21 protein-coding genes are annotated in these 24,533 nt (G+C 43.2%); 9 read left to right on the forward strand and 12 right to left on the reverse strand.

Translation table 11 applies throughout. From position 1 onward, the window contains the following. Window positions 1-190 precede the first annotated feature (190 nt). A complete protein-coding gene (locus FGL37_RS19840) occupies window positions 191-907 on the forward strand; it encodes an MIP family channel protein (RefSeq protein WP_028069537.1) in 717 nt (238 codons plus the stop codon). Window positions 908-1,004: 97 nt separating this feature from the next. Here FGL37_RS19840 and FGL37_RS19845 read toward each other — a convergent pair whose 3' ends face one another. The 4 genes from FGL37_RS19845 to FGL37_RS19860 form a co-directional block, all read right to left on the reverse strand. Beyond that, on the reverse strand, window positions 1,005-2,030 hold the full coding sequence (locus FGL37_RS19845; protein ID WP_028069538.1) for a threonine aldolase family protein: 1,026 nt from the start codon (window positions 2,028-2,030) through the stop codon (window positions 1,005-1,007). Window positions 2,031-2,296: 266 nt separating this feature from the next. Beyond that, on the reverse strand, window positions 2,297-4,348 hold the full coding sequence (locus tag FGL37_RS25580) for a family 16 glycosylhydrolase (RefSeq protein ID WP_197734485.1): 2,052 nt from the start codon (window positions 4,346-4,348) through the stop codon (window positions 2,297-2,299). Continuing rightward, the gene (locus FGL37_RS19855) at window positions 4,349-5,899 is read right to left on the reverse strand and encodes a RagB/SusD family nutrient uptake outer membrane protein (RefSeq protein WP_028069539.1); all 1,551 of its coding nucleotides are present in this window, start codon (window positions 5,897-5,899) and stop codon (window positions 4,349-4,351) included. It lies immediately after the preceding gene. A 21-nt stretch (window positions 5,900-5,920) separates the two neighbouring features. Next, window positions 5,921-9,001: a SusC/RagA family TonB-linked outer membrane protein gene (locus tag FGL37_RS19860; protein WP_028069540.1), complete on the reverse strand. Its 3,081-nt coding sequence runs from the start codon at window positions 8,999-9,001 to the stop codon at window positions 5,921-5,923. A 176-nt stretch (window positions 9,002-9,177) separates the two neighbouring features. Here FGL37_RS19860 and FGL37_RS19865 point away from each other — a divergent pair, with 176 nt between their 5' ends. After that, window positions 9,178-12,060, forward strand: a complete 2,883-nt coding sequence (locus tag FGL37_RS19865) for a two-component regulator propeller domain-containing protein (RefSeq protein WP_028069541.1) — start codon at window positions 9,178-9,180, stop codon at window positions 12,058-12,060. A gap of 119 nt (window positions 12,061-12,179) precedes the next feature. On the opposite strand, the gene FGL37_RS19870 is transcribed toward FGL37_RS19865, so the two are convergent. Further along, window positions 12,180-13,514 (reverse strand): GH1 family beta-glucosidase, encoded by a 1,335-nt coding sequence (locus tag FGL37_RS19870; RefSeq protein WP_028069542.1) that lies wholly within the window; start codon window positions 13,512-13,514, stop codon window positions 12,180-12,182. A gap of 413 nt (window positions 13,515-13,927) precedes the next feature. Beyond that, window positions 13,928-14,434, reverse strand: coding sequence for an RNA polymerase sigma factor (locus FGL37_RS19875; protein WP_028069543.1), 507 nt, complete (start codon window positions 14,432-14,434; stop codon window positions 13,928-13,930). A 358-nt stretch (window positions 14,435-14,792) separates the two neighbouring features. On the opposite strand from FGL37_RS19875, the gene FGL37_RS19880 reads away from it, so the two are divergent. Together FGL37_RS19880 and FGL37_RS19885 are read left to right on the forward strand one after the other, a co-directional pair. Further along, on the forward strand, window positions 14,793-15,491 hold the full coding sequence (locus FGL37_RS19880) for a hypothetical protein (protein ID WP_028069544.1): 699 nt from the start codon (window positions 14,793-14,795) through the stop codon (window positions 15,489-15,491). Between the two features lie 7 nt (window positions 15,492-15,498). Continuing rightward, on the forward strand, window positions 15,499-16,155 hold the full coding sequence (locus tag FGL37_RS19885; protein ID WP_028069545.1) for a response regulator transcription factor: 657 nt from the start codon (window positions 15,499-15,501) through the stop codon (window positions 16,153-16,155). A 35-nt stretch (window positions 16,156-16,190) separates the two neighbouring features. On the opposite strand, the gene FGL37_RS26230 is transcribed toward FGL37_RS19885, so the two are convergent. Next, the gene (locus tag FGL37_RS26230) at window positions 16,191-16,520 is read right to left on the reverse strand and encodes a four-helix bundle copper-binding protein (RefSeq protein ID WP_081817837.1); all 330 of its coding nucleotides are present in this window, start codon (window positions 16,518-16,520) and stop codon (window positions 16,191-16,193) included. A gap of 25 nt (window positions 16,521-16,545) precedes the next feature. After that, complete coding sequence (locus tag FGL37_RS19895; RefSeq protein WP_138096970.1) at window positions 16,546-17,016, reverse strand: hypothetical protein; 471 nt, start codon at window positions 17,014-17,016, stop codon at window positions 16,546-16,548. Between the two features lie 148 nt (window positions 17,017-17,164). Between FGL37_RS19895 and FGL37_RS25435 the strand changes: the two genes are divergently transcribed. The 3 genes from FGL37_RS25435 to FGL37_RS25980 are packed head-to-tail and all read left to right on the forward strand — an operon-like array spanning window position 17,165 to window position 18,596. Continuing rightward, entirely contained in the window at window positions 17,165-17,335 is a 171-nt protein-coding gene (locus tag FGL37_RS25435; protein WP_160169482.1) for a hypothetical protein, read from the forward strand. A 57-nt stretch (window positions 17,336-17,392) separates the two neighbouring features. Then, window positions 17,393-18,436, forward strand: a complete 1,044-nt coding sequence (locus FGL37_RS19900) for a glycoside hydrolase family 43 protein (RefSeq protein WP_081817838.1) — start codon at window positions 17,393-17,395, stop codon at window positions 18,434-18,436. A gap of 31 nt (window positions 18,437-18,467) precedes the next feature. Further along, window positions 18,468-18,596, forward strand: coding sequence for a hypothetical protein (locus FGL37_RS25980; protein ID WP_262709473.1), 129 nt, complete (start codon window positions 18,468-18,470; stop codon window positions 18,594-18,596). A 90-nt stretch (window positions 18,597-18,686) separates the two neighbouring features. Here FGL37_RS25980 and FGL37_RS19905 read toward each other — a convergent pair whose 3' ends face one another. After that, on the reverse strand, window positions 18,687-18,941 hold the full coding sequence (locus FGL37_RS19905; RefSeq protein ID WP_037532971.1) for a hypothetical protein: 255 nt from the start codon (window positions 18,939-18,941) through the stop codon (window positions 18,687-18,689). A 178-nt stretch (window positions 18,942-19,119) separates the two neighbouring features. On the opposite strand from FGL37_RS19905, the gene FGL37_RS19910 reads away from it, so the two are divergent. Beyond that, window positions 19,120-19,311: a hypothetical protein gene (locus FGL37_RS19910; protein ID WP_028069548.1), complete on the forward strand. Its 192-nt coding sequence runs from the start codon at window positions 19,120-19,122 to the stop codon at window positions 19,309-19,311. Between the two features lie 36 nt (window positions 19,312-19,347). Here the strand turns inward: FGL37_RS19910 and FGL37_RS19915 are convergent, their stop codons facing one another. The 3 genes from FGL37_RS19915 to ku all read right to left on the reverse strand — a co-directional run bounded on the left by FGL37_RS19915 (window position 19,348) and on the right by ku (window position 23,190). Next, window positions 19,348-21,510: a GAF domain-containing sensor histidine kinase gene (locus tag FGL37_RS19915; RefSeq protein WP_028069549.1), complete on the reverse strand. Its 2,163-nt coding sequence runs from the start codon at window positions 21,508-21,510 to the stop codon at window positions 19,348-19,350. A gap of 163 nt (window positions 21,511-21,673) precedes the next feature. Further along, window positions 21,674-22,285, reverse strand: coding sequence for a hypothetical protein (locus FGL37_RS19920; RefSeq protein WP_138096972.1), 612 nt, complete (start codon window positions 22,283-22,285; stop codon window positions 21,674-21,676). A gap of 149 nt (window positions 22,286-22,434) precedes the next feature. Continuing rightward, window positions 22,435-23,190 carry a non-homologous end joining protein Ku gene (ku, locus tag FGL37_RS19925; protein WP_028069550.1) on the reverse strand — a complete coding sequence of 252 codons (756 nt, stop codon included), beginning with the start codon at window positions 23,188-23,190 and terminating at the stop codon, window positions 22,435-22,437. 138 nt (window positions 23,191-23,328) lie between these two features. Here ku and FGL37_RS19930 point away from each other — a divergent pair, with 138 nt between their 5' ends. Further along, window positions 23,329-24,531: an NAD(P)/FAD-dependent oxidoreductase gene (locus FGL37_RS19930; RefSeq protein ID WP_028069551.1), complete on the forward strand. Its 1,203-nt coding sequence runs from the start codon at window positions 23,329-23,331 to the stop codon at window positions 24,529-24,531. The last annotated feature ends 2 nt before the right edge of the window (window positions 24,532-24,533 follow it).

Consider the following 24,533-nt stretch of genomic DNA (forward strand, 5'->3'; position numbering starts at 1 on the left):
GAGTTGCGGGAATGGCGTTATCACCCGCCCGGAAGTCGTCCATAGTCAGTGATGGAAGGTACTTAGAATAACTTGCCTCATGGACTATGGCAAGTTTCTGTAGATATTGTTCTACAATAATTTATTCGTTTTTCGTCTTTTATACGGAAAATGATTAAATTAGAGTTAACTAAATTATAAACAGATTCATATGGAAATTAAAACATCTTCAAAATTTGTGGCTGAATTAATCGGCACATTTGGTTTGGTTCTATTTGGCTGCGGGGCTGCTGCAATTGCTGGCGCGAATACCATGGGCGGGCTTTCTGGTCTGGGACTACTGGGCATAGCCGTGGCTTTCGGCCTTTCAGTGGTTGTATTCGCGTATGCTATCGGCGGTATTACAGGCTGTCATATTAATCCTGCTGTAACTGTAGGAGTATTATTGGCGGGCAGGATGTCTGCTAAGGATGCGGTGGTCTATATTGTAGCGCAATTCATTGGAGCTCTCTTGGGCGCCTTTGTGCTGCAACAGCTTTTAAATGGTCAGTTGGCAGGCTTTACAGCAGGTGAGTGGGCTTACGGATCCAATGGCTGGGGAGCAGGCTACCAGAATGAATATGGAACTGCCTCTGCTTTTCTTATCGAAGCTATTTTAACATTTCTTTTTTTATTTGTCATACTGGCGACGACTTCAAAAGTAGGAAATAGCACGATGGCAGGCTTAGCGATCGGTTTTACCCTGCTTCTGATCCACCTTGTTGCCATCCCAGTTACGGGTACATCTGTTAATCCTGCCCGTTCCTTCGGACCAGCTATCCTTGCAGGCGGCAAAGCGTTGTCGCAGTTGTGGTTGTTTATCGTTGCGCCAGTAGTCGGTGCTGCTGTGGCTGCGATTGTGTGGCGCGCTGTCGAACCAAAGGATTAGTCCACTCAGCGAGATAGCGGAGCGTGCCGGGAAATACCCTCCGGTGCGCTTTGTTGCTATATGCTATTTCCTCTATAACAGTGCTATCTTTTGACAACTAGACCCCATTTAAATCCTCAATAAAGGCTGTGACCATCTCTTCATCAGTGGCCCAGGACGTAATAATGCGAACTGCTGCGCGGTCCGAATCGATAGATTTCCAGATGTAGAATTGATACTTTTGACTTAAATGCTCAATCACCTCATTGGGCAGTATGGGGAAAATCTGATTGGTCGTGGACTCCGTTAGAAAGCTGTACCCTTTGTCGCTGACGGCCTTCGCGATACGCGCAGCTAATGCATTTGCTCGTTGCGCCAGATCAAAATAGAGATTATCTTTGAAGAGCTCTAAAAATTGAATGGAAAGCACACGTCCTTTAGCGAGCATAGCCCCTTTTTGCTTTATGGCATAATCAAAATCAATAGCCAGATCCGCACGGTTAAAAATCACAGCTTCACCCAGAAGTGCGCCGTTTTTGGTGCCGCCGATGTAAAAAACGTCCGTGAGGTGCCCCAGTGCTTCCATGGTCAGATCATTATTTTTGGCCGCAAGTGCGTGCCCTAAGCGGGCTCCATCCAGATAAAGCAGCAGATCATGGGCATGGCAAAACTTAGAGAGCGCTTCGAGCTCTCCAAGGCTATAAATGGTACCAATTTCTGTGGAATTGGAGATGTAAACCATTTTTGGCTTTACAACATGTGGTGCCAACATGTGCGCCTTTAAGACATTTTCAATATCCGCTGTCCGCAATTTACCATCTGCGGTTTCAGCGGTGATCACTTTATGCCCTGTTGCTTCGATGGCTCCCGTTTCGTTTGCTGCAATATGTCCGGTCTTTGCGCTGATTACAGCTTCATGTACCCGCAAAAGAAAGGAGATAACCAACAGATTTGTCTGCGTGCCGCCCGAGACAAAATGAATTGCGGCATCCGGATTTTGAAGCCTGTCTCTCAAAATTGCCTTAGCTTGCTGTGCATATTCGTCTTCACCATAGCCAGCCTGCTGCACCAGATTGGTCTGGATGAGTTTATCTAGAATCCTTGGATGTGCACCTTCGGAATAATCGTTTTTAAAATTATACATATTTATTATTTCTTATTGCTGCGTTCTTACTTCACATTTGTTGCCGGATATGGCAGAGCCTGCTGCTATGTTTCAAAAATAGACTTAATTTCTTACTTGGTGTATGTAAAAAAGTGGTATCATCATCGATGTACTTTTAGCATATGAAAAAACGTGAAGGACGCACCTTTCAGAATCAGATATCTGAAATGAAGCTGTAGATAAACGGTAGAGTTGCTTAGAAACGGGGCTATCGAACTTTTTGGGCCCCGTGTCGATGCCGGAAATTACCTTAAAAGCTCGTACACGCGTACATAGTCGATTTCAAAAGTAGCGGGAAATACCGAGTCGTCCACTCCTTCTTTTCCACCCCAGTTGCCGCCCACGGCCAAGTTGATCAGCAGGTGAAACTTCTGATCAAAGGGCCATTCGCTAAAACTTTTATGCTCATTGTCAAAGTGGAAGATCTCAACATTATCGACAAAGCCCTTGATATAGGATGGGGTCCAGTCCACGCGATAAAGATGGAAATTATCGGTAGTACCCAGTACGCGCTTATTTCCCGTTTTTTGTGTATTTATACCATGATTATAAGCTTTGCTGTGTGTAGAAATATGCACCATATCCTGATCGTATCCGACATGCTCGATTATATCAATCTCGCCAGAGTTGGGCCAACCTCCGTAGGTACAGTCTGTAGGCAGCATCCAGACAGCTGGCCATGTTCCGCGGCCTTTAGGGAGTTTGGCGCGGACCTCAAATCTGCCGTAAGTGAAGTCACCTTTATTTTTGCTGACTAATCGGGCTGATGTATATGCCTTACCTTCTCTGCTTTCTTTGATTGCCCTTATTTTCAGCACGCCGTTCTCCATGATCGAATTTTTGAGTGAAGCGTCCATATAATATTGCAGTTCATTGTTTCCCCAGCCGTTGTGTAACGATCCTACGTCGTATGACCATTTGGTCTTGTCAGGCAAACCTTTGTCATTGAATTCATCAAACCATACAGGAGAGTCCGAAAAGCGGAAGACGAGAGCCTTGGTTTTGGTCGTATCACCGGTGACGTAAAAGGGGATGTTGGCGGTAGCTACGTTATTGTGACCATCGCTTGTATACACAAAGATGCGGTAGGCTCCTTCTTGTAGGGGACTTGTTAAGATGGCCCTCTGTCTGGACTGTTTTTTGATATGTCCTCCGAGCGAGTCAGGGCGTTCCTCACGGTCGCCTCCTTCTTTTAAGTCGGTACTTTCATGGAGCAGTTCCCAGCGTGTTTGCAACTGATCGCCATCAGGATCGCTGACAAATACCTCCAATGGGTAGTCCCTGCCGGGCTGCAAATAGATGAAGTCTTTCGCCTTTCTATTATCCAGAATGAGAGAATCCAGTCTCGGAGCTTTATTGGCAGGCCATTGGCCAGACCAAAGAAATTGCATCACATCCACTACTTCATTTTCTTCCCCAGCTTCTGTAAATAGACCGTACCATGTGGGTGTACGTTCCTGTTTCTGCCCCCAGAGGAAGACGTAGGACCCTAGACAATTCTTGTCCTTGCCTACAGAAGTCTCATATCTATTCTTATAAACGGTGGCTTTCTCGTGGCTGCTCTCCTCTATGGCGGCACCCCAAGGGGTTTGTATGCTTTCCCAATGCCCAGTAGGCCCCCATTCGGTTACAATATAAGGCTTGTCCCAGCCTGCTCTTCGTAGCTGCTGAGGTACAGCAGCGAGTCCACCGTAGACCTGTACGGCGATCAGGTCTAACTCGGGACATTTCTCCTTGATATAATCGATTTCTTTTTGATTGACCCCAGCCAGCATTGTAGTAATCAGATGATTTGGATCGATCTCGCGAATCATTTTCGCAATTGCATTGACAGCGTCCCAAACTTTGGGATTGCTGTAGTGCAGGTTGAGCTCATTACCGATTCCCCATGTCAACAGTGCAGGGTGGTCCTTATATTGGCCAACTACGGTACGCAGGTATTCCAATTGCCTGGCGACTGCGACTTCATCGTTATAGTCAAAACCATGCCGTTCGGTTTTTACATCAAGCCCCAAGGTCACAGTGAGTCCCAGCTGCTGCGCCTTGTTCAGGATTTCTGTGCCATTTTGTGGGCTCCAGGTGCGTATGGAGTTTCCTCCATACGCTTTCAGTTTTTCCATGTTACTGGTACCGCCGGCACCTCTAATAAAGTACGGCTGTCCGTCACGCATGATGGTGTAGCCCTCCTTCAGTTTGACAATTTCTGTCTTGACTGCCTGTTGTTCCTGCGCCCATGTCCAGTTTAGCAGCAAGAGCTGTATCGCTGCAAAAATTAATATTCTTTCAGATATCATCATTTATCTAAAATTAGGGTTAGCATCAATCTGTGTTTGTGGAATAGGCAAATATTCACTTACGCCGGGTATAAATTTACCGCCGAATACATCTTTTGCACGCCCTGTGCGCACGAGATCATTAAAACGTTCGCCCCACCATTCGCAGGCGAATTCAGCTCTGCGTTCGTCTAAAATCTGGGAGAGTGTAACGTTGTGTATCGGTGCTAACTTGGCCCGCTCCCGGACCAGTCCAAAAGGTTCGTCGCCATTTTGCCCTTTTCTGACTTTCGCTTCGGCGTTGAGCAGCAACACATCTGCATAGCGCAATATACGGACATTATTGTTGGCCCCATACTCCATCCTTCCGGGCGTCATCTGCGATTTTGGTAGATAGGCTTTGCCATTAAAATATTTGATGCCAAAGGGGTTTCCATAGACTACATCTCCGCTCGGAGTTGTGGCGGTCGTTGCCGGATTGCCATTGATGCCACAGTGGAGAATAGTCGTCTTTAAACGTTCGGTCTCGCCACGGCCGGTCAGAAAATCCACAACATCCTGCGAAGGAGGCACCCAGCCGGCACCAGAAATCGGACTGCCTTTCTGATCCCCGGATGGACCTTGCCATTTAAAGAAGGTGCCCCAATCCACCCCCGGCCGTACGATGTCACCGGCCCCTAGTCCGAAGTCCGAATATTGTAATTCAAATAATGATTCATTGGCTAATTTCCCTGGTATTTTGAAGAGTTCATAATAATTAGGATACAGTGAAAATTTGCCGCTTCCTATAATTTTGTCTGTTGCATCCAATACCTCATTCCAGTAAACACTGCTATTGTCATTAGCTGCCAGATCTGCAGCAGCTTTCGCTTTTAACAGTAACGCAGAATATTTTGTGACAGCGCCAGCATGCTTGGATTGGTTGGGACGGGCATCTTCGAGATCTTCTGCACAGCTGTTCATTTCATCAATGATAAACTGTCGGACTTCCGCTGCGGTACTTTTGTTGATAGTAGCCAGACGTCCTATATTGTCACTGTCGGTCAGTATTGGGACATTCCCAAAAAGACGCGAAGCCATCAGATGAGCGTAAGCTCGAAGAAATCGCACTTCGGCTTTATACTGTTTGTTGAGCTTAAGATCCGCTGTATTTGTTGCCGGAATTTTAGCGGCAAACTGATCTAGTTCAATTAAGGCGTTGTTGGCCGCGATGACTAAACTATAATAGCTGATCCAAGATTGATTGAGTCCCCAGTAGGACTGTACGGTGACATCATTCTGAAAATTCTTGATGGCCATCAGTTCAGGATTATCGTTCGGACTTGGAGCGCCCTGCTGATAGTCGTCGTCTCGCATGCATCGGATGGAAAGATCGATCCAGTGAACGAGGTTATCATCGGCAGCAGAACGGTAGACACCTGATACAGGACCATACATCAGTGCGGTGTTGCTGTAATCTATTTCTTCGGAACGCTGTTGATTTTCCAACGGTTTATCTAAAAAGTTACTGCAGCTGTTCATGCACAATGAAAGGCCTAAGCAACTTGCGATCAAGATATATCTGAAGTTTTTCATATGATTAAATTTAGGGTGTAATTAAAAAGACACTTTTATACCAACACTATACGTTGACGCCACTGGATAGACGTTAGCATCGAATCCCATCCCTCTGACGTCAGGAGCTAATCCAGTAGCGTTAATTTCAGGCGTAAATCCATTATACTTGGTAAAAATAAAGGGGCGGTCAGCTGTTGCAAAAATACGAACTGGTATTTTATTGAGATCAAAGCTATACCCGAGCTGGATATTCTGTATCCGCAGATAGGCACCACTTTCCACAAAAAATGAACTCGCTTGCAGATTCCAGGAGGCCACCGAACCTCCGGCAGAAGGATGTGTATTGCTGCTGCCTTCGCCTGTCCAGAGACTTTCGATAAACGCAGCGTCAGCATTCATCTGATTATACTTTCGGCGCATGGCGCGGTTCAGGTTGTGGATCTTATTGCCAGCTACGCCCTGAAAGGCAATACTAAGGTCAAATTTCTTATAATCAAATGCAAGATTAAAGCCGTATGTGATTTTCGGAAGATAGCTACCAAGGTTGACCCGGTCTTTTTCATCCAGTTCACCATTATTGTTCTGATCCTTGTATTGGAGGTAGCCCGGCAGGATGGGTGAATTGGGGTTTTGCTGATTGTATTTTTTGGCAATGGGGTCAGCGTCAATCTGGGCCTGATTTTGATACACACCCGCTACTTCGTAGCCATAATAGAAGTTGATTGGTTGGTTGAGCTCGATGCGCGCTGGAAATTCAGCTGACCATTCGGGGTAACCATTCATGATATTTTCCAGTCCTCCTAGATCCTTGACGCGATTCTTGAGCGTCGTTGCATTGGCTGCGATCGCATAGCCGAAATCACCGGTTTTGTCTTTCCATTGTAGCCCAAATTCCCAACCACTGTTGGCCACACGTCCCCAGTTACCATAAACACGGTCCCAGGAGAATGGGATCGGCCTGCTGAAAGCGAGATCATTAGTTGTACGGTGATAGTAGTCTATGGTACCGTTCAGGCGATTGTTGAACATTGCAAAATCAATACCACCATCCCATTCTTCAACAACTTCCCAGCGTACTTGTGTGAAAAAACGGCCGATACGATAACCCGGTACACGGGTTCCATTTGTTGTGCCCTCGCTTCCAAAAATTCCGGAGAAATTATTGCCAGAATACACGGTCGCGTAACCTGCATTGGGCTGTATGCCGTCATTACCCAGTTTACCCCAGCTCCCGCGAATCTTCAACTGGTTAAAAAGATGCTGATTTTCCATAAACTTTTCACGGGTCAGCACCCAACCTAAACCTACCGATGGAAAATAGCCCCATTTAGTTTGGTATTTTGAACTTCCATCGGTACGGAAAGTGGCCGTTAGCAGATATTTGTTGTCATAATCATAAGTGCCTCTGGTAAAGTAGGAAATACCGGCATTCCGTGAGCCGTTTTCACCATAACCAGTCGCAGATCCAATACCTTGAGCGCCTACACCCACATACCAGAATTCTTCCGATGCCGGAACGTCATTAGCTTGTACCCACGTTTCGCGCCAGCGTTCCTCACGGGAGGATTGCCCCAGCAGTACGGACCAGTGATGCTTGCCGGACTGATCTTTGTACGTCAGGAGATTGTCTAGTATATAGTTGTTGTTGCGTGCCTGGGCGGAGCGTAAGAAGGAGCGATCATTGCGTTGGTCATTATCAATATAATAGACGGGATCGTAATTAATGTTATGGGTAGACTGGTAACGTTGGCTAAGCTGTGAACGAAATGTGATCTTGTCTTTCCACAATGCGGCTTCTAGGTAGATGGTAGGCAAAATCTGAAAGCCTCTGGTCTGATTTGTGTTATAAAATGCCGTGGCAATGGGGTTGTTGTACCAGAATCCCGACTGCATACCGATCGCTGTACTGGATCCAAATTTCTCCGGTTTAGCGAGTTCAAGTGACGGATCGTAGACTGGATAGAGGGGCGATGCAAAATAGGCCTGTCTAAAAGCGGCATTGTCGGGCGAGTAAGTCTTGAAATTGTTAAAATGTGCCGTAAATCCTGCTTTTAGCCAATCGGTTACTTTAGCATCCATCTGCATTCGGATATTGTACTTTTGATTCATATTGCTGGCATCCATAATTCCTTCCTGCTTGCTATAGTTGAGCCCCATTGAATAGCTTATTTTCTCAGCACCGCCCATGATGTCGAGGTTATGGTTAGTAAGGAGAGCTTTACTGCGCAGCAGTTCTTTAAACCAATCTGTATCCATTGCTGGATGGGATTCGGTGCCCCCAAACTTTTCCACCGAGCTTTTGACAAAAGCTTCATTTCCTGTCGCGACTGCGTAAGCTGCATACTGCTGTGCGTTCGCCATCTTTAGAACATTGGTGGGCGTCTGAAAACCGGCAAAACCGTTGTAGGTAATTCTGGGTTGCATATTTAGGCGGCCTTTTTTGGTGGTGACCAGGATAACGCCATTAGCTGCTCGTACACCATAGATCGCGGCACCGGATGCATCTTTCAGAATGGAGATATCAGCAATATCATTTGGATTCAAAAAATCGATGTTATCCATAAACATGCCGTCAACGACATATAACGGACTATCATTATTAAACGATCCAACACCGCGAACACGCACGGATGGACTCGATCCGGGGGCTCCGGAACTGACAATCTGGACGCCGGTGACTGCTCCCTGGAGAGCGTCCATAGGATTTGTAACCGTTCTTTTGCTCATCTCTTCCATATTCACAGTGCCGATGGGTGCTGTCAGATCTCCCTTACGTTGGGTGCCATAGCCTACGACTACCACTTCCTCCAAGTTGAAATCTTCTTTAGGTTTCAGCTCAATGTTCAAAATATCGCCACCGATGGATACTGTTCTTGTTTCGTACCCTAATGAAGAGATGACAAGATCGCCGTACTGCTGAGCAAGCGACAGCGTGAACTCCCCGTTTTCGTTGCTGCTTGTACCAACTTTGGAGTTGCCCTGTACAATAATACTGGCCACGACAGGTGCCCCCTGTTCGTTGGTAATCCGCCCCCTGATCGTCCTGCTCTGCGCGTTTACATTGTTGGTCAGGCAGGAGAATAGGGCAGCACTGGCAATAATACTGATTGTATTTCTCATGTGTAACGAATTAAAATTTAGGAATTGTTTATAATTATCAATTTCAAAATTAAGTGTAGTGGCTGCAATATCGAATTTTAGTGGTACTTCAACACTACATCATATCTTGGTATCTCTCAAAAATCAATATATTTGGGGTACGTCAAGTTTACGTCAGCCAATTGAAGGGAATTATTATGAAGTATTTTGTCATCCTTTTTTTCATCCTCTCGACTTTGTTTTCATGCCGGCTCTGGGGCCAGGATCTGCTTGGTCTTCCCCTTGTCTATAATTATGGTAAATCTGTCTATCAGGGAGGGAGCCGTACTTGGGATATTAAACAGGATAGTCACGGTATCATGTATTTTGGCAATAGTGAAGGTTTGCTTACCTTTGATGGAAGATATTGGAAGACTTTCCCTCTGCCCAATCATACGAACATCCGCTCGCTATGGGTGGATGACAACGATCGCATTTATGTTGGAGGGCAGGGTGATTTTGGGTACTTTGAGCGCTCGGCACAAATGGGGCTGAAGTATACTTCACTAAGACATTTGGTCCCTCAAAAGTATCGTAACTTTGCCGATATCTGGAATACGGTTGGGTTGGGGCAATCTATTTTTTTTCGGGGTACAGATGTTATTTTTGAATTAAAAGGGCAAACAATACAATGTCATCCTGCTGCTGCTGAATGGTTCTATATCGGAAGGTCCGGAGACAGGTTATTTGCACAGGACAGGCAGCATGGTATTATGGAATACCATGAGAATAAATGGATTCCTTATCTGCCGGATCTACCGTTTAAAAATACTAAAATAGCATCTATATTACCTTCGACAGCTAACCGTATGCTATTGTCGACTTTAAATAATGAGAGCTATGCCCTTCAAAATGGAAAATTAACTCCTCTCAATTTGTCGTCCTGGGATGGTAGTTATACACCATCCCTGGCGAAAATAGATGATTCTACCTTTGTATCCGGCAATGCGAAAGATGGTTGCCATATTCGAGATGTTCATGGCCATACCTTACAACGGATCGGTATTCGCGAAGGCCTGCACAACAAGAATGTCACAGCAGTCTTTGTCGACCGGCAAAAAAATATCTGGGTGGGGACAGATAACTTCATTTCCGTTATCAGCCATGGTAGTGCCATACGTTATTTCAGACCAAATTTGGAGAACGATGTGACTGGTTATTCGTCACTGATTTTTAATCAACGGCTTTATCTTTCTTCTTCAAATGGCGTTTATCATGCAGCGATAGAACAGGGGATATCGGATCATAGCCGGTCTCCGGCCTCATTTTCGCTGCTCCAGCGGAGTGACGGGGGTGAGGCCTGGCGCCTCGAACAGCTTAATGGACGTCTGCTTTTGGGGCATAACAAAGGCCTTTTTGAGATCAGGGAAGGACATCTTCTACCGCTCTCACAGGACATAGGCACTTGGAGGCTTTTGCCCCTTAGCATGGTTTATCCTGTTGAAAATACATTGGTTGGCACTTATCAAGGGCTGGGATTACTGGGGTTTAAAGAAGGAAATTTTTTTTCAAGTGGACTGTTGAAAGGATTGTCAGACTCATTTCGTTTTCTTGAACAGGATGAACATGGAACAATTTGGGCTTCACATCCTTATAGAGGAATATATCGTATCCTGCTATCGTCGGACCGACGGTCGTATCATACCAAGCTTTATACAAAGAAGCATGGTCTGCCAGCCGACTACCAAAATTATGTATTCAAAGTTAAGAATCAAGTTGTGTTCGCGACCGAGAAAGGCCTATATCGATATGACTATGACCAAGAGAAATTTGTGCCTGCGGAACACTTTGCCGCCTTTAAAAATTTGACGATACGGTATTTGCGGGATGATCAGGATGGTAATGTTTGGTTCTGCACAAAAAAAATGGTGGGCGTTGGGAAATTTGACTCCAAACGTGGAAATTACCAGCTGATTAATTTTCCCGAAATTGAAGGTATGAACACCTCCGGATTTGAACATATTTATTGTTTTAATAGAAACAATATCTACATAGGTGCTGAAAAAGGCGTTATTCATATCAATTTTGATAAGTATATTAAACAGCCTTCTAAACCAGTGGCGATGTTGTCACGGGTCGTGGCGACCGGCAAGAAGGACAGTCTTATTTTTGCCGGCTACTTTTCGGAAGCGTTAACTACAAACGTAGAAAAATCTCCGGAACTGCCTTCTGAATTTAACGCTTTCCGATTTAATTTTTCTTCGCCGAGTTATGGGATTTATCAGCACCTGGAATTTAGTTATAAGCTTGTCGGTTATGATGAGCAGTGGTCCTCCTGGTCGTCCCAATCTGATAAATCCTATACGAACTTACAGGAAGGTCAATATACGTTTCTACTCAAGGTGCGAAACAATCTGAATCAGGAGTCAGCAGTTACATCTTACCGCTTTGTCGTACTACCACCATGGTACAAGACCATATGGGCAGAGATGCTGTACGGTCTACTTGCCGTTCTCTGTGTTATTGGACTTATGCGCTGGCAGCAACTACGGTGGACCAGACAACAACAGAAGCATGAGCAACAGATGGAACAGCTTCGTTACATCCATCAGCTGGAAATAGAAAAAAATGAAAAAGAGATTGTGAAACTGAATAACGAGAGGCTGGCAAACGAAGTGATCAATAAAACCAAGGAATTGGCAAGTACCAGCATGCAGCTGCTTGAAAATTCAGGTGCCCTAATCAAAATCAGGGATGAGCTGGCAAAACTTGATACTGGAGATGACGAGGATTCTAATTTGAGGCGCATCAATAACCTGCTCAAAGATATTGATAAAAACAGTGCGAACTGGAATCAGTTTGCCTCTCATTTCGACGAACTCAACGACGGTTTTTTGAACAAATTAAAGGCGAGACATCCTGGCTTATCGCGAAATGATCTTAAAGTATGCGCTTACCTCAAGCTTCATTTTACTTCCAAACAGATTGCGCAATTGCAGAATATTACTGTCAGAGGAGTTGAGATCCACCGCTATAGACTTCGAAAGAAACTGCAGATCGGTACGGAACTGTCTTTAAGTGATTATCTGAACACCCTTTAAGGATATGGGATATGGATGGAGCAGCAATACCCAAAAAGGAACTTTAGGAAGGAATCTTAGGACAGTTATATAAACTAATAGCGTCTTTGGCGTATTTAATGATAAGCAAAAGCTGCGCGTTATTTTAAAAAATCAGCATACCAGCGTCCGGAGGACTTTAGTATACGCTGTTGGCTTTCAAAATCTACATACACGAGTCCAAAACGTGGTCTATAGCCTTCTGCCCATTCAAAATTGTCTAAGAAGGTCCAGACGAAATAACCGTCTACTCGTATACCTTCCTGCTTGGCCCTGTAAACCTGTTGGATAGCCTGTTGTAGATATGCTGTTCTTCTGGGATCATTGACGAGGCCATTTTCAACGGTATCTGCAAATGCGGCACCATTTTCCGTAATGATGAGGGGGGGCATATTAGGGTAGGCGCCAAACTTTTTTAACACTTGATAAATCGATTCGGGATAGACTTCCCAGTTCATCTCTGTCATATCGACTTTCCGTTCTTTGGCGGATACAATCTTTGCCTGAAGGTAGGGGACAAACAGAGCATAGCGGATGATTTCGCGGGTATAATTTTGGATACCGATAAAATCCATGTTAAATCGTAATTCCTTCTCATCGTTTGGCTTCATATATTTTTCAATGCGGCGAAGAATGCTGATCTCCTCGGTTGGATACCCGAGCCCCAATAAGGGCTCTATAAATAGTCTATTGAGGAGTACATCCGCCTTTTTTGCTGCCACGATATCTCTACTTTTGTCGGAAAAGGGCTCGACATGAGAACAGGAGAACGTTGTACCTACATAGCTATCCGGCAATATAGATTTGATTATATGGCCTCCATAAGCCTGTGACAGCGCTGCATGATGCGTAGCGGCCAGAAAGTTGCCCAAGCCTTTCCGCTCCGGTGCATGTACACCAAAAAAATATCCTGCCGCAGTGAATACGGTGGGTTCATTCAACACCATCCAATGCTTCACACGATCGCCATAAGCACGGACGCACTTGGCGACAAATTCCCCAAACCACTCTTTCACATCGCGGTTTACCCAGCCTCCTCTTTTTTCGAGTGCATGCGGGAGATCCCAATGATAAAGGGTGACCCACGGCGTGATTCCCAGTTCAAGCGAAAGATCAATCAGCCTATCGTAAAAATCTAACCCATACGCGTTAATAGCTCCAGTCCCCTGTGGAATTATGCGACTCCAAGAAAGTGAAAACCGATAATTCGGGATATGCATATTTCGCATCAGCGATAGATCATCGCTGTACCGATGATAAAAGTCGCACGCTATATTGCCATGCTGATTCTGAAATATACGGTTCCTTTTTTGTACAAAGACATCCCAGATCGAAGGCCCTTTCCCATATAGATCATGTGCCCCCTCGATCTGATAAGCCGCGGTAGATACTCCCCAGATGAAATCTTTGCCAAAGGCATCTTTGGTTAAATGCATTTATCGTTAAAATAATTGCCGAATTACTTATCCAGCTTGATACGTTTACGTTTTATGGAATCGAAGCGGTGAATAGAAAGAACTGAATCGGCGTAAGAACATCCGTAATATCATCCGCTGGAAAAAATAGCTGATCGTCTTCATTTGTTTTTAATTATTTCCTGACTATATGAATTCTCCTATAATAAAGTAACGAAAACGGTATTACTTGGATATGAATTAATTATTAAAAGTAAGTAAATTCACTTTATATGCAATCAATACGCGGTCATGAAAAATTGGATTATTTTTGTACTTGCCCTTCAACGGCAGGTAGAAGCATGTCTCACAAGGTCTGTAACATAGGTTTCCCAAAAGAAAGCAAGGCGTTTCCCATCTGAACGCCCTGCTTATACTATAAAATCTTACCCTATTTAGAATATGCTTTTTGAGTACGTCTTGAGTTGCTTCTGAAGGGATTTCCGGGCCATATGTATACGTGTTTTCACTGTTCCTTCCGGAATCTGCAAATGCTCGGCAATCTCATAGTATTTAAAACCTTCCAAAAACATTGCAAATGCGTTGTAGTGATCTTTAGGAAGACAATGGAGCGCATGTTGAATATCAGAAGCAACAAAATTGTTCTCACCTCTATTGCCGGTAATTTCGTTAGCATAGCCCATACTTATATATTCATTTCGGTAATTTTCCAGCCGTTTGTTGCGCGTATACTGATTGATATAGGTATTCTTCATGATGATATAAAGCCAGGACATCAATTTTGGGTGCTTCAAGAACTTTTCTATGGAAGATAGCGATCTCACCATGGTCTCCTGTACCAAGTCCTCTCTTTCGTCTGGATCATTGGTAAACTGCGCCGCTAAATATTTTAATGCAGGTCTTTTTTCTTTAAACAGTTGATCGATTGTGATATTTTCCATATGCTCTAATTTTAGTGTATATCAGTGCGTAAGTAACTACAATTAAGGTGCTAGAAAATTCAGCAAGCACCCACTGGACAAACTATAAAAAACTCAGCCAACTGAGTTCTTGTATTGTGTAAATGATTGTGTGACAATTTATTAATGGTTTGTTTCTTGCTCGTATGAGCATGAGGTTAAATCCGAATTAAGGTGTTTTTTACTTTAACAACAAGTGTTTTCCCAGAGTTTTATCCCCACCTTAATGGAGGCGAATACGTATTTATACGTAGTCCTTTAAAGGAGACAACTTTATGATTTTTTAAAAACAGTTGCTGCATGAAAACGGTTATTAGTTATAACATGAAAGCGAAATACTATGGGGGACGATAACAAAGGTATCTATATAGATCCGTCGCGGGCAGAACAGCGTCTGCAGGATACAAATCAACTATGGGAGGGAAGCCAGGAAGATTTTTATAAATCTATTATACGCAGTCAACAGGATGATCTGGGCCGGATAGGTCGTTACTTTCGTGATGAGCTTGCCCAAGAATTATACGGAATGCGGATCTCATTGCAAAATTTTACCAATAGACATGGTGACTTTGAAGAATTACGTTGCCTTCGGGATGCGTTGACCACGCTCGTAATAGAACTGCGCAACAAAGCTGTTTTACTGTATAATCCGATTTTGAATGATCTGGGGATCTTTCATGCAGTAGACGAGGTCGTGGCGTCTTACAAGCAGCGACTGGGTTTATCTATTGATATCCTGCTTGATCCAAACCTTAAAGAAATGCCACATTATATGCAAGTTCATCTTTTCAAACTTCTGACTACATTGTTTGAATATCTGAAAGATGAACTTACCGTACAAGCCATTTCCTTATCGGTTCAGCTTATCGATTTTGCAGTCATTATCAAAGTACTTCCTTATTTTCGAAAGGATGGCTCAAGAGCTAGTGCCAAAACGAGTAGTTCTCCTTTGCGATTACGAAAAATCGCGGAGCTATACAGCGCAGATATCCTCAATGAAACGGTAGAAACAGGTATTTTATTGAAATTAACGATTTAAAAAAACAATGATAAAAATCTTATTGGTGGAGGACCACATGGTGGTACGTAACGGCATTAAGTTACTACTGGAATCGCAAGACGACTTTGAAGTAGTAGGAGAAGCGTCAAATGGTCGTGAAGCACTGAACTTCTTGTATACCCATACTTCTCCCGATATCGTTTTAACAGATATCAGTATGGAGGAGATGGACGGCATGGAACTTTTGCAGCAGTTGAAAGAGGCTTATCCGGATGTCAAAGTCGTTATCCTATCTATGTTAAACCAAATTAACTATGTGATCGAGGCGTTTGAATATGGCCTTGCGGGATATTTGGTCAAGAATGTCGGTTATAACGAGCTACTATTTGCTTTGAAGCACATTGCCACCGGAGGGCGTTATATGAGTGAGGAGATTTCGATGTTGTTGCTAGAACAAGTGCGTTCAGGGCAAACGTATATACAATCATCTACGGTTTTACAAATGGACTTCGATATTTCCGAACGTGAACTGGAAGTTCTGAAATTAATTGCCGAAGGATACACGAATATAGAGATCGCCGATAAAATATTTTTGAGCAAGCGCACCGTCGAAGGACATCGCCAGAATTTAATAGAAAAGGCTGGGGTGAAGAATACAGCACATTTGGTAAAATTTGCTTTTGAACACGGCATTTTAAATTAAAAGTCTATTCGTATTGGTTGTCTAAGATAATGGTGCTACGTCAGTAGTTTGTTGCAGGCAATTGCACAAGCCTCACAGGCCTTGGCACAGGCCTGACAATGGATATTCTTGTGTTGGTAACATTCTGTTGCACAGTTGGAACAGATCTCAGCGCAAATGCTCAGCAGCTTCTTAGCATAGAAACTTTCCATGGACATCAATTGTGCGAGCATGGAACAAATGGTTGAACACTCCATACTCAGGGCAATGCATTGGGCCAGGACCGCGATATCTTTTTCCGCTGTGCATCTCATAACACAGTGCTGACACGCCGTTAAACACCTCCAGCAAGCTTCGATGCAATCCTGATGTAATTGTATATTCATGACTGTCTTTAGTTATAGATAAAAGCTAACGTGTCGATTGCGCAGCCACAAGGCAGTCAGCAAGATACTTCCGTATCTGATCAACATCTTCCTGCGTGATTTTTCCCGATTGCAATTTATTTAATAGCTCGTTTTTAATCTCAGTGATTGCGTGCTCTTTATCCATTGCTTCCGCGGCTGTTTTAACGTTAATACGGTCCACAATTGTGCGTCCCAGCTTTTTGTATAGTTTTTTTGCTTCCTCATTGGACAGTACCGGTGCAGGTATATTAGCCACAGCCTCATTGGCTGCAGCGATATTCGCGTAAACAACGGCCTCTGTGTTTTTTGCAGCTGCGTCTTCAGCCGTCGCCATTGCATCTTCGGAGGCTAGGGCAGCTTTTTCTTCAGCATGTTGCATCCGGTCTTCAGCTTTCTGTTGTGGAGTCTGGTTATCACATGCCATTACCAACACGATGCTGGTGACAAATGGAAGAATCATAGAAATTCGTGTCATAACACATGCATTTAAAGTTTTATAAATAGTCCATATTATTTTAAATAGAACAGGTGTAGAGAGTAAAACGTTTTTTATTTTAGTCCAACTAACATCGTCCGGCTATGGTTCTTTGGGTAAATATTGTTTCATATTTAAAAATCAGCTCATGAAAACACAAACTAATTTCAAGACTACACGTACTGGTAAAGGCAATACGGTGCTCAATAAGAATAATCTTGATAGCAGAGAGTCGACCGAAAATATGTTTAAAGGCGAGGATATAACACACAACAAAAAAGAAATCAGAAGCGAAAACAAGAAAAAAGATACAAAATGATTATTAATTGATACGATTGTACCCCGTGCTACTGAAATAATTTAGCCAATTTAGGGTATGACTTATATCCTTCAGCAAATAAAAAAGATCGTTCCATTGCTTTTCATTGGTTACGCACTGGTGTCCTTGTGCTCTTCAAAAGATGCTCAGCCCTTTGACTTTGCCACATCGCATGTGTCGGGACTCTCTTCTGAAAAAGAAAACGGGATTTTTCAGGCAGATCCCACCATTTTCTATTACAAAGGCTATTATTACCTTTATGGTACAAATGTCGACGCTGATAGCCTTAAAGGATTCAAAGTCTATCGATCAGCAGATCTACACCATTGGACTGGTCCAATAGGAGCGAACGCGGGTTTCGCTTTAATTAGTAAGGATGTATTTGGGACAGTAGGATTTTGGGCTCCGCAGGTTTGGGAGGAAAACGGACGGTTCTACATGGCTTATACCGCAAATGAAAACATTGCGATTGCAGAAAGCGATTCACCGATCGGCCCCTTTAAGCAAGAGACAGCCAAACCTATTATTGCGGAAGGCAAGCAGATTGATCCTTTCGTATTTGTAGACAAAGATGAAAAAAAGTATTTATTCCATGTCCGGCTCACTGATGGAAACCGAATATTTATAGCCGAACTAAAAGATGATTATTCAGGTATTAAGGAAGAGACGCTTAAAGAGTGTCTTCATGCGGAACATGGCTGGGAAAATTCAGCCGCTGTGACGTGGACCGTGAGTGAGGGACCTACCATACAACGTTTCGGTGAACTATACTACATGTTCTATTCAGCTAATGATTTTAGGAATCCCGACTACGCTGTGGGCGTGGCTGTTGCGAAGCAGGTTTATGGGCCATGGACCAAGCTCGAAGGAAATCCTTTCCTAAGCCGAAGGAACAGTGGTTTTTCTGGAACTGGTCACGGTGATTTATTCCGAAGCGGAGAACAGTGGTATTATGTTTGCCATACCCATTATTCGAATTCTCAGGTAGCCCCTCGGCGGACCGCGATCATACCAGTTGATTTTGTGGCAAATAGTAGAAACCTATTGGTGCCGAAGTTTAATGGTGAAAAATTTAGACTGTTGGAAGCCGAGGACCGTTGAACTCTCAAAGATTCCACGCTGCTATTACCAGATGAAGAGCAGAGAAATTCTAATTGGAAAAATATTATTCAACAATGGGACTGGGGTGATTTCGAAGAAACATCCAATCATCCCCGAACTGCCCCGCAAGACCGAAGCTGAGGTACAATCCACCGGATAATAAATGAGTTTGTCTTCCAATTGTTAGATCAGGTAGACAGAGATCCGGTCTATGCGGCTTAGATCGGAATATGAATCCAACTAAGGTAAGCTAATCAGTCTTTTTGGGAATTGCCGGATTTTCGACATTTTCGTCCCAATCCAAATTATCGTCTTGACGATTACGGCTGGCCTCCTGAGGCGCCTCGCGCTCCATTTTCCCGGGCTTGGAGTTCTCGGCTTCTTTGTCATTTGAGTCCTTTGTTTCAGGTCCGTTGAATAATCGCTTTCCAAACCACCTATTGCTGAAATAGTATGCAATAATTAAACCTTGTTTTACTATCGTATGCTTTACAATGCTTTCCATCTGATATTGAATTTTGATAGGGGTGCGCTTGATGCAAGCCTTCACTTATCCATAGAACAACTTTGATTGGCGATTGGTTTAACGTAGTCGTGTCTGATAACGGCAATTTTACATATTCATAAAAACCACATAGCAGGAACGGCGGTTCTCATACTGATGTTCTGAAACGGAAGAAGTTATGCAAGTAAGACTTATATTGAGTGTTATCGCGCTGATTGTTGATGTACAAACAGAAAAAACGACCGAAGCGCTGAATACTGGTAATTCCAATGAATGGTATACAGAGCCAGGGGTGTGGCTTTTTGTATTCATTTTTATTTTTGTCATGACACTGGTAATTGTAAGAAAGTACCAGAAGAAAAAAGAGTGATGTAAAATAGAGGATCAAAATCCATTTTGCTGTTTATTATAAGTCATTCAGCATATGATCCGGAAAAGGTTTGACGATAGGAAAGTAAAGGTGTACTATTGTGCCTTCGTTTACTTGGGAATTAATTTCTATACGTCCACCCAGCCGTTCCATGATGCGTTTGACAAGGGACAGACCGATTCCTGTTCCCTTTATATTACCCACATTATCGGCTCTCGAAAACATCTCATAGATATGTGGCAAATGTGCAGAAGGGATGCCGATGCCATTATCAATAACACAGTAATGGGTGTGTTCATCCTCAAGGATACTTTCGATTCGGACAGTGGGATTGTCTGCCTGAGCTGAGTATTTAATGGCATTCACAATCAGATTGGTGAATATTTGATAAACCGCACTTTTTTCACCCCACACTGGGAAGAGCTGTCCGAAAGATGGCTGACAATTGGTAGCGTTGTAAAGGATTTTGTTTTCCTGAAAAATCCGCTGAATGGTATATGAAAGTGGCAGAGGCTCCTTGTCCAGAGCATTGGCACGGTGCTGGCTGAGCTGGACCATATTGTTGATAATGTCTTCAATATTACTGATGCTGCGATTAAAATTCTGATACCATTTATTGGATTTGGTCCTGTCCATATTGTCAGTATGCTGTTGCAAAAACTGTATACCCATTTTCAGAATCGAGAGTGGATTTTTTAAATCATGTGATAGCGTATAGGTAAACATTTCCAGTTCGTTGTTTAAGCTGAGTAGCTCTTCATTAAGGAGCTGTCGCTCTTTAAGCTTTCTGAATATCGACTCTTTAATGATGTGGTTGAGTCGAAGCACAAAATTGATTTCGGCATCATTCCACGGTCTGGCTGTATCATATTGGATATCTTCCGAAATTCTGAGCCCCTGACTGTCTTGCATTTTGAGTTGAATGACACGGCTCTCCTCTTCTTTTCTGAACCAGACCAGATAATAATCATTTTCCAAACCTATTTTAAGGTACATTAGACCAGCAAAATTCAGTTTTTCACGAAACGTAGGCTGATGGTTTAGTCTGAAATTATAGTCTTTAAATAGTGCTTTATCTGTATGTTGCTGTAGGAAATGGACGATTTCATAAAATTGTGACTTCGGAGGTACCTGTCCGTAATGAAATACATCCCCTTGGTTGAAAATCGCCAGTCCGTCGGCATGAACAAGCTGGGTCAGGATATCCATATGCTGTACTAGTGCGCAGTTGACCATCATATTTTCTGACAGACTTTTCTTTAATTCATCCTCAGCAATTTTGAGCAGCTCTGATCGCTCGAGTAGATTTTGTTTGATATGGCTTTCATACTTGCTAGCCGCTGCTTGTATCGCGAAAGCGCAGAGTTTACGTTGTTGTAAGTCGATCTGTTTTTTCTTCGTATGCCGTGCGATGACCAGGCCCCAAAATTGCCCATCGATACAGATGCGGAAAAAGAGTGCACTTTTGGCATTGATCTGCTGGAGGAAAAGCTGATGGAGAGCGGGGATCGGCTGGAGCAAACTCGAAACTGTGTCTAGATCTTCTTCTATATAAATAAAGTTCTGTTGATTTTCGTCGATATGCGGGACATAGCGATAAGAATAAGCGCTGTAATATGCTATCACATCAGGAGGCATAAAATCACGGGAAAACGCCTTATTTCTATAGCAGGCAGTGCCGTCTGCTGTGTGTTCTGCAATGACTTTGCTGAAACCAGTTTCTTGGATCTGTAAAACGAAAACATGGTCGTAACCTAATAGTTTATTGATTGCGAAACATACGCGCTCCCAGCTATCAGGATGAATTGTATCGAGCAGGAAGTTGAACTCGTTTATCTTTTTGGCTGATATGTATTTTTTATGTTGCCTTTCCCATTCAACATATAGAAAACTCTGATGGTTTCGAAATTTAAAATATAAACGTTCGCCATCTACCTTTAATGGTAAGATATGCCGAGACTGGCCGCTTTCACGGAACTCGTTAATAGCGTTTTGGATTTTTACAGCATTGTCACCAAATACATTTGAAAAACCAGCCAGGAACTTTCTGCCTAATAGCGCAGTACTAGCGAATTTTGTTTTCTTTGCCGCTTGGTCACTAACACCGACAATATGGTCATGTTGGTCTAAGACCAGGAGACAGCCGAAATGCTGAAGTTTGATGGTCTTAAGATCGCAAGTTTGAAAAATAGTCTCCATATTCGCCAAAAACTCCTTGTGCTATCATAAATGTACAAAAAAATTACAACAATACCGGATTATTTTCCAACCAGTTGTCGTATTTTTTATTATAATGGGGAATAATTTGACGTCAAATTAAAATCAGCAGGCAGCGCCTGATAGTCTAACAGCGATGTGAAAACTATCTTTGACTGACGCTATTGGCTAGACCTTTAACCAGCGATTTCCATTGCGGATATGATGCGCCAACTTTAGCCCCCAAACCGATAATAAAGTTTCTGATGTTGTCTGTCAGATGGCTATTTTCAACATTAACAATTTCATTTCTTCCTGCATATTGTATGAGAATACTGTTTCTCCGCTGCTCGATTAGAAAGGTGGACGAAGAAACTCCTTCAAAAAAGTGGGCTGTATCTCTATTGTCGGGATGTCTAGGATCCGGGCATGGTTTGAGTGTTAGCGCATAAAGCTTTAATTCTTCGGTACCCTCATCGACAATATTGACCACAGTTACCCAGTCGTAACCATCGCTGCTCGGTAATCCAGGGCCAGGTATATCTAACCGGATATAGTCATGTAGTTGGATAGGGCGGTCTATAGGCTGCCCGCTTCGGTCGGTCAGTTGAAACGTAGTGGCTGGGATTTCTGCCAGTTCATACCACTGGTTGACACGTGCGAGATGTGCGCAGACAGTGTCAAAGGCATGGCTTGCTGCCGCTGTACTCTCAAAATCGACAGTTTCAAAACAGTCGAGCTTTTTACCTTCTTTTTGTTCCGGGATGATATTTTTCATGTTTTTTGTAGAGAACATAGCTCGCTTAGATTTAGTTTGGCGGAGAATCGCCAGTGTTGTATTAATCATACACTCTTTGTGTAGATCCCACATCAGGAACCAGAAGCTTTATCATTGGGATTCCAATAGATTGAGGTTTTCTCAGTACGTTAACCTAAACTAGCCCGTAACTTTGCAAGCAAATCGTCTGCCTTTGTATTTTCGACTTTAATTTTTCTGATTGTCGGTCGCTTACCTTTATCTTTTTGTTTGATGATCTTCATCAGATCTTCCATGTATTCATTTTTGTATTTGCTGATATCAAAACTAGAACTGTGCTGCTGGATCAATTGTGTAGCCATATCCATTTCCGCTTTCTGAATTTTGACTGAGGTGGGCAATTTAAGTTCATCGAGCTCCCTGATTTCTTGTTGATATCTTATCTTATTGAGGACAAGTGCATTCTGGTATGGTTTGATGATAGCAAGATGTTCGACATTGCGCATGACAAAAGCTCCGAGGCCCGCGGTCTTTGTTTTGTCCAGAGCTTTGACCAGCAGCTGATAGGCTTTTTCACCGCCCTTTTGAGGCTCTAGATAATATGGAGTCTCGAAATAGATGCTATCAATATCTGACAATTTAACAAATGTATGCAGATTGACCATCTTTGTTTTTTCTGGACTGGCATCTTCAAAATCAGCGTCCTCAAGGACCACATAATGATCTTTCATAAAATACCCTTTGACGATATTATCCCATTTTACTTCCTTACCTGTCTGTTCGTTTACCCGTTTGAATTTAATATTGGCCAGATCTTTACGGTCGAGCATATCAAGATCCAAACTGCTGCTTTCCGTTGCGCTGTATAATTTTATTGGAATGTTTACCAAGCCGAATCCGATTGCTCCTGTCCAAATTGCTCGCATATTTAGCTTCGATTTTAGTTAATAAATCTTTGATAGTGATGTTTAGACTAATAACTCGTATAAACCCCGAAAAGTTTAGACTTTGAAAAAAAACTTTTCCGTTGTGAAGTGGTTATAATGACGATTGCTGAATTTATTATGGACTTGAAATCACATGAACCATTTTGGATGGTTAAAAATGGCCTGTTGGCAAGCTATCCCTCGTTGCATGAAAACAAATCCTGCGATATTCTGATTGTGGGCGGGGGCATTACCGGTGCTTTAATTGCCCATCAATGTGTGTCAATGGGCAAAAAATGTATTGTTATTGATAAGCGAGAACTTGTAAACGGAAGTTCTGCCGCCACAACATCGATGCTACAGTATGAAATCGATATGCCACTTTACAAATTGAAGGAGCTCATCGGCGCAACTGGAGCACTCGCCAGTTACAGGGCATGCAGCGAGGCTATCGATACCCTCGGACAGCTTTCGAAAGAGATCGGATCCAAAGCAGGCTTCCGCAGAAAAGATTCTCTTTATTATGCCTCTCGCAAGAAGGATGTCGCTTGGCTAAAGACAGAATTTGAAGCGCGGAAAGCTGCCGGATTTGATGTGCAATGGTTATCGGAAGAGCAGATCAGATCTCGTTATGACCTGACGGGAGCCTATGGCGGAATTATATCCAAGCAGGGGGGCAGTATGGATGCGTTTTGCTTTGCCCATGAGCTATTCCGCCATAATGCAGAAAAAGGTCTAGAAATTTTCGATAAAACAGAGCTTTTGTCAGTCCAATGTAATGCACGCAGCAATTTGGTCCGTGTGTCTACCGGCGTGGAGATCAGTGCAAAAAAAGTCGTCTATTGTACCGGTTTTGAGACAGTACAATTGATTCCGGAGCGATTTGTGAAGTTGCTGAGCACTTTTGCTATTGTCTCTGAGGTCGACCCTATATTGTATAAACAGTATAATGATTTGTTGGTCTGGAATACCTCAGACCCGTATTTATATATGCGGACAACGGATGACTGTCGATTTTTGATAGGAGGTGAAGATGAGGAATTCCAGGACGCAAAAAAAAGAGACGCATTGATTGAACAAAAGTGTTTAAAACTGGAGAAGTCTTTTCATAAGATTTTTAACAGGGATTTTTATCGCGATTTTAACTGGGCGGGCACTTTTGGTGCGACGAAAGATGGTCTACCATATATTGGAGAGCACAAAAAATATAAGAACAGCTATTTTGTGTGTGGCTTTGGCGGAAACGGTATTACGTTTTCCGTTGCTGCGATGGACATGGTGTGTCACTGGATAAACAACAAAAAACATCCGCTTTCTGAATGGTTTCGTTTTGGTCGGTAGTG

Source organism: Sphingobacterium thalpophilum, from assembly GCF_901482695.1.
Classification (GTDB): domain Bacteria; phylum Bacteroidota; class Bacteroidia; order Sphingobacteriales; family Sphingobacteriaceae; genus Sphingobacterium; species Sphingobacterium thalpophilum.

What these genes read in the sequence shown, in the direction of transcription:
- FGL37_RS19865 (WP_028069541.1), top strand. Translation starts at nt 9,178, where the DNA reads ATGAAGTATTTTGTCATCCTTTTTTTCATCCTCTCGACTTTGTTTTCA.
- FGL37_RS19880 (WP_028069544.1), top strand. Translation starts at nt 14,793, where the DNA reads ATGGGGGACGATAACAAAGGTATCTATATAGATCCGTCGCGGGCAGAA.
- FGL37_RS25580 (WP_197734485.1), bottom strand. Translation starts at nt 4,348, where the DNA reads ATGATGATATCTGAAAGAATATTAATTTTTGCAGCGATACAGCTCTTG.
- FGL37_RS19875 (WP_028069543.1), bottom strand. Translation starts at nt 14,434, where the DNA reads ATGGAAAATATCACAATCGATCAACTGTTTAAAGAAAAAAGACCTGCA.
- FGL37_RS19910 (WP_028069548.1), top strand. Translation starts at nt 19,120, where the DNA reads ATGCAAGTAAGACTTATATTGAGTGTTATCGCGCTGATTGTTGATGTA.
- FGL37_RS26230 (WP_081817837.1), bottom strand. Translation starts at nt 16,520, where the DNA reads ATGAATATACAATTACATCAGGATTGCATCGAAGCTTGCTGGAGGTGT.
- FGL37_RS19840 (WP_028069537.1), top strand. Translation starts at nt 191, where the DNA reads ATGGAAATTAAAACATCTTCAAAATTTGTGGCTGAATTAATCGGCACA.
- FGL37_RS19855 (WP_028069539.1), bottom strand. Translation starts at nt 5,899, where the DNA reads ATGAAAAACTTCAGATATATCTTGATCGCAAGTTGCTTAGGCCTTTCA.
- ku (WP_028069550.1), bottom strand. Translation starts at nt 23,190, where the DNA reads ATGCGAGCAATTTGGACAGGAGCAATCGGATTCGGCTTGGTAAACATT.
- FGL37_RS19870 (WP_028069542.1), bottom strand. Translation starts at nt 13,514, where the DNA reads ATGCATTTAACCAAAGATGCCTTTGGCAAAGATTTCATCTGGGGAGTA.
- FGL37_RS19930 (WP_028069551.1), top strand. Translation starts at nt 23,329, where the DNA reads ATGGACTTGAAATCACATGAACCATTTTGGATGGTTAAAAATGGCCTG.
- FGL37_RS19845 (WP_028069538.1), bottom strand. Translation starts at nt 2,030, where the DNA reads ATGTATAATTTTAAAAACGATTATTCCGAAGGTGCACATCCAAGGATT.
- FGL37_RS19900 (WP_081817838.1), top strand. Translation starts at nt 17,393, where the DNA reads ATGACTTATATCCTTCAGCAAATAAAAAAGATCGTTCCATTGCTTTTC.
- FGL37_RS19895 (WP_138096970.1), bottom strand. Translation starts at nt 17,016, where the DNA reads ATGACACGAATTTCTATGATTCTTCCATTTGTCACCAGCATCGTGTTG.
- FGL37_RS19915 (WP_028069549.1), bottom strand. Translation starts at nt 21,510, where the DNA reads ATGGAGACTATTTTTCAAACTTGCGATCTTAAGACCATCAAACTTCAG.
- FGL37_RS19885 (WP_028069545.1), top strand. Translation starts at nt 15,499, where the DNA reads ATGATAAAAATCTTATTGGTGGAGGACCACATGGTGGTACGTAACGGC.
- FGL37_RS19905 (WP_037532971.1), bottom strand. Translation starts at nt 18,941, where the DNA reads ATGGAAAGCATTGTAAAGCATACGATAGTAAAACAAGGTTTAATTATT.
- FGL37_RS19920 (WP_138096972.1), bottom strand. Translation starts at nt 22,285, where the DNA reads ATGAAAAATATCATCCCGGAACAAAAAGAAGGTAAAAAGCTCGACTGT.
- FGL37_RS25980 (WP_262709473.1), top strand. Translation starts at nt 18,468, where the DNA reads ATGAAGAGCAGAGAAATTCTAATTGGAAAAATATTATTCAACAATGGG.
- FGL37_RS19860 (WP_028069540.1), bottom strand. Translation starts at nt 9,001, where the DNA reads ATGAGAAATACAATCAGTATTATTGCCAGTGCTGCCCTATTCTCCTGC.
- FGL37_RS25435 (WP_160169482.1), top strand. Translation starts at nt 17,165, where the DNA reads ATGAAAACACAAACTAATTTCAAGACTACACGTACTGGTAAAGGCAAT.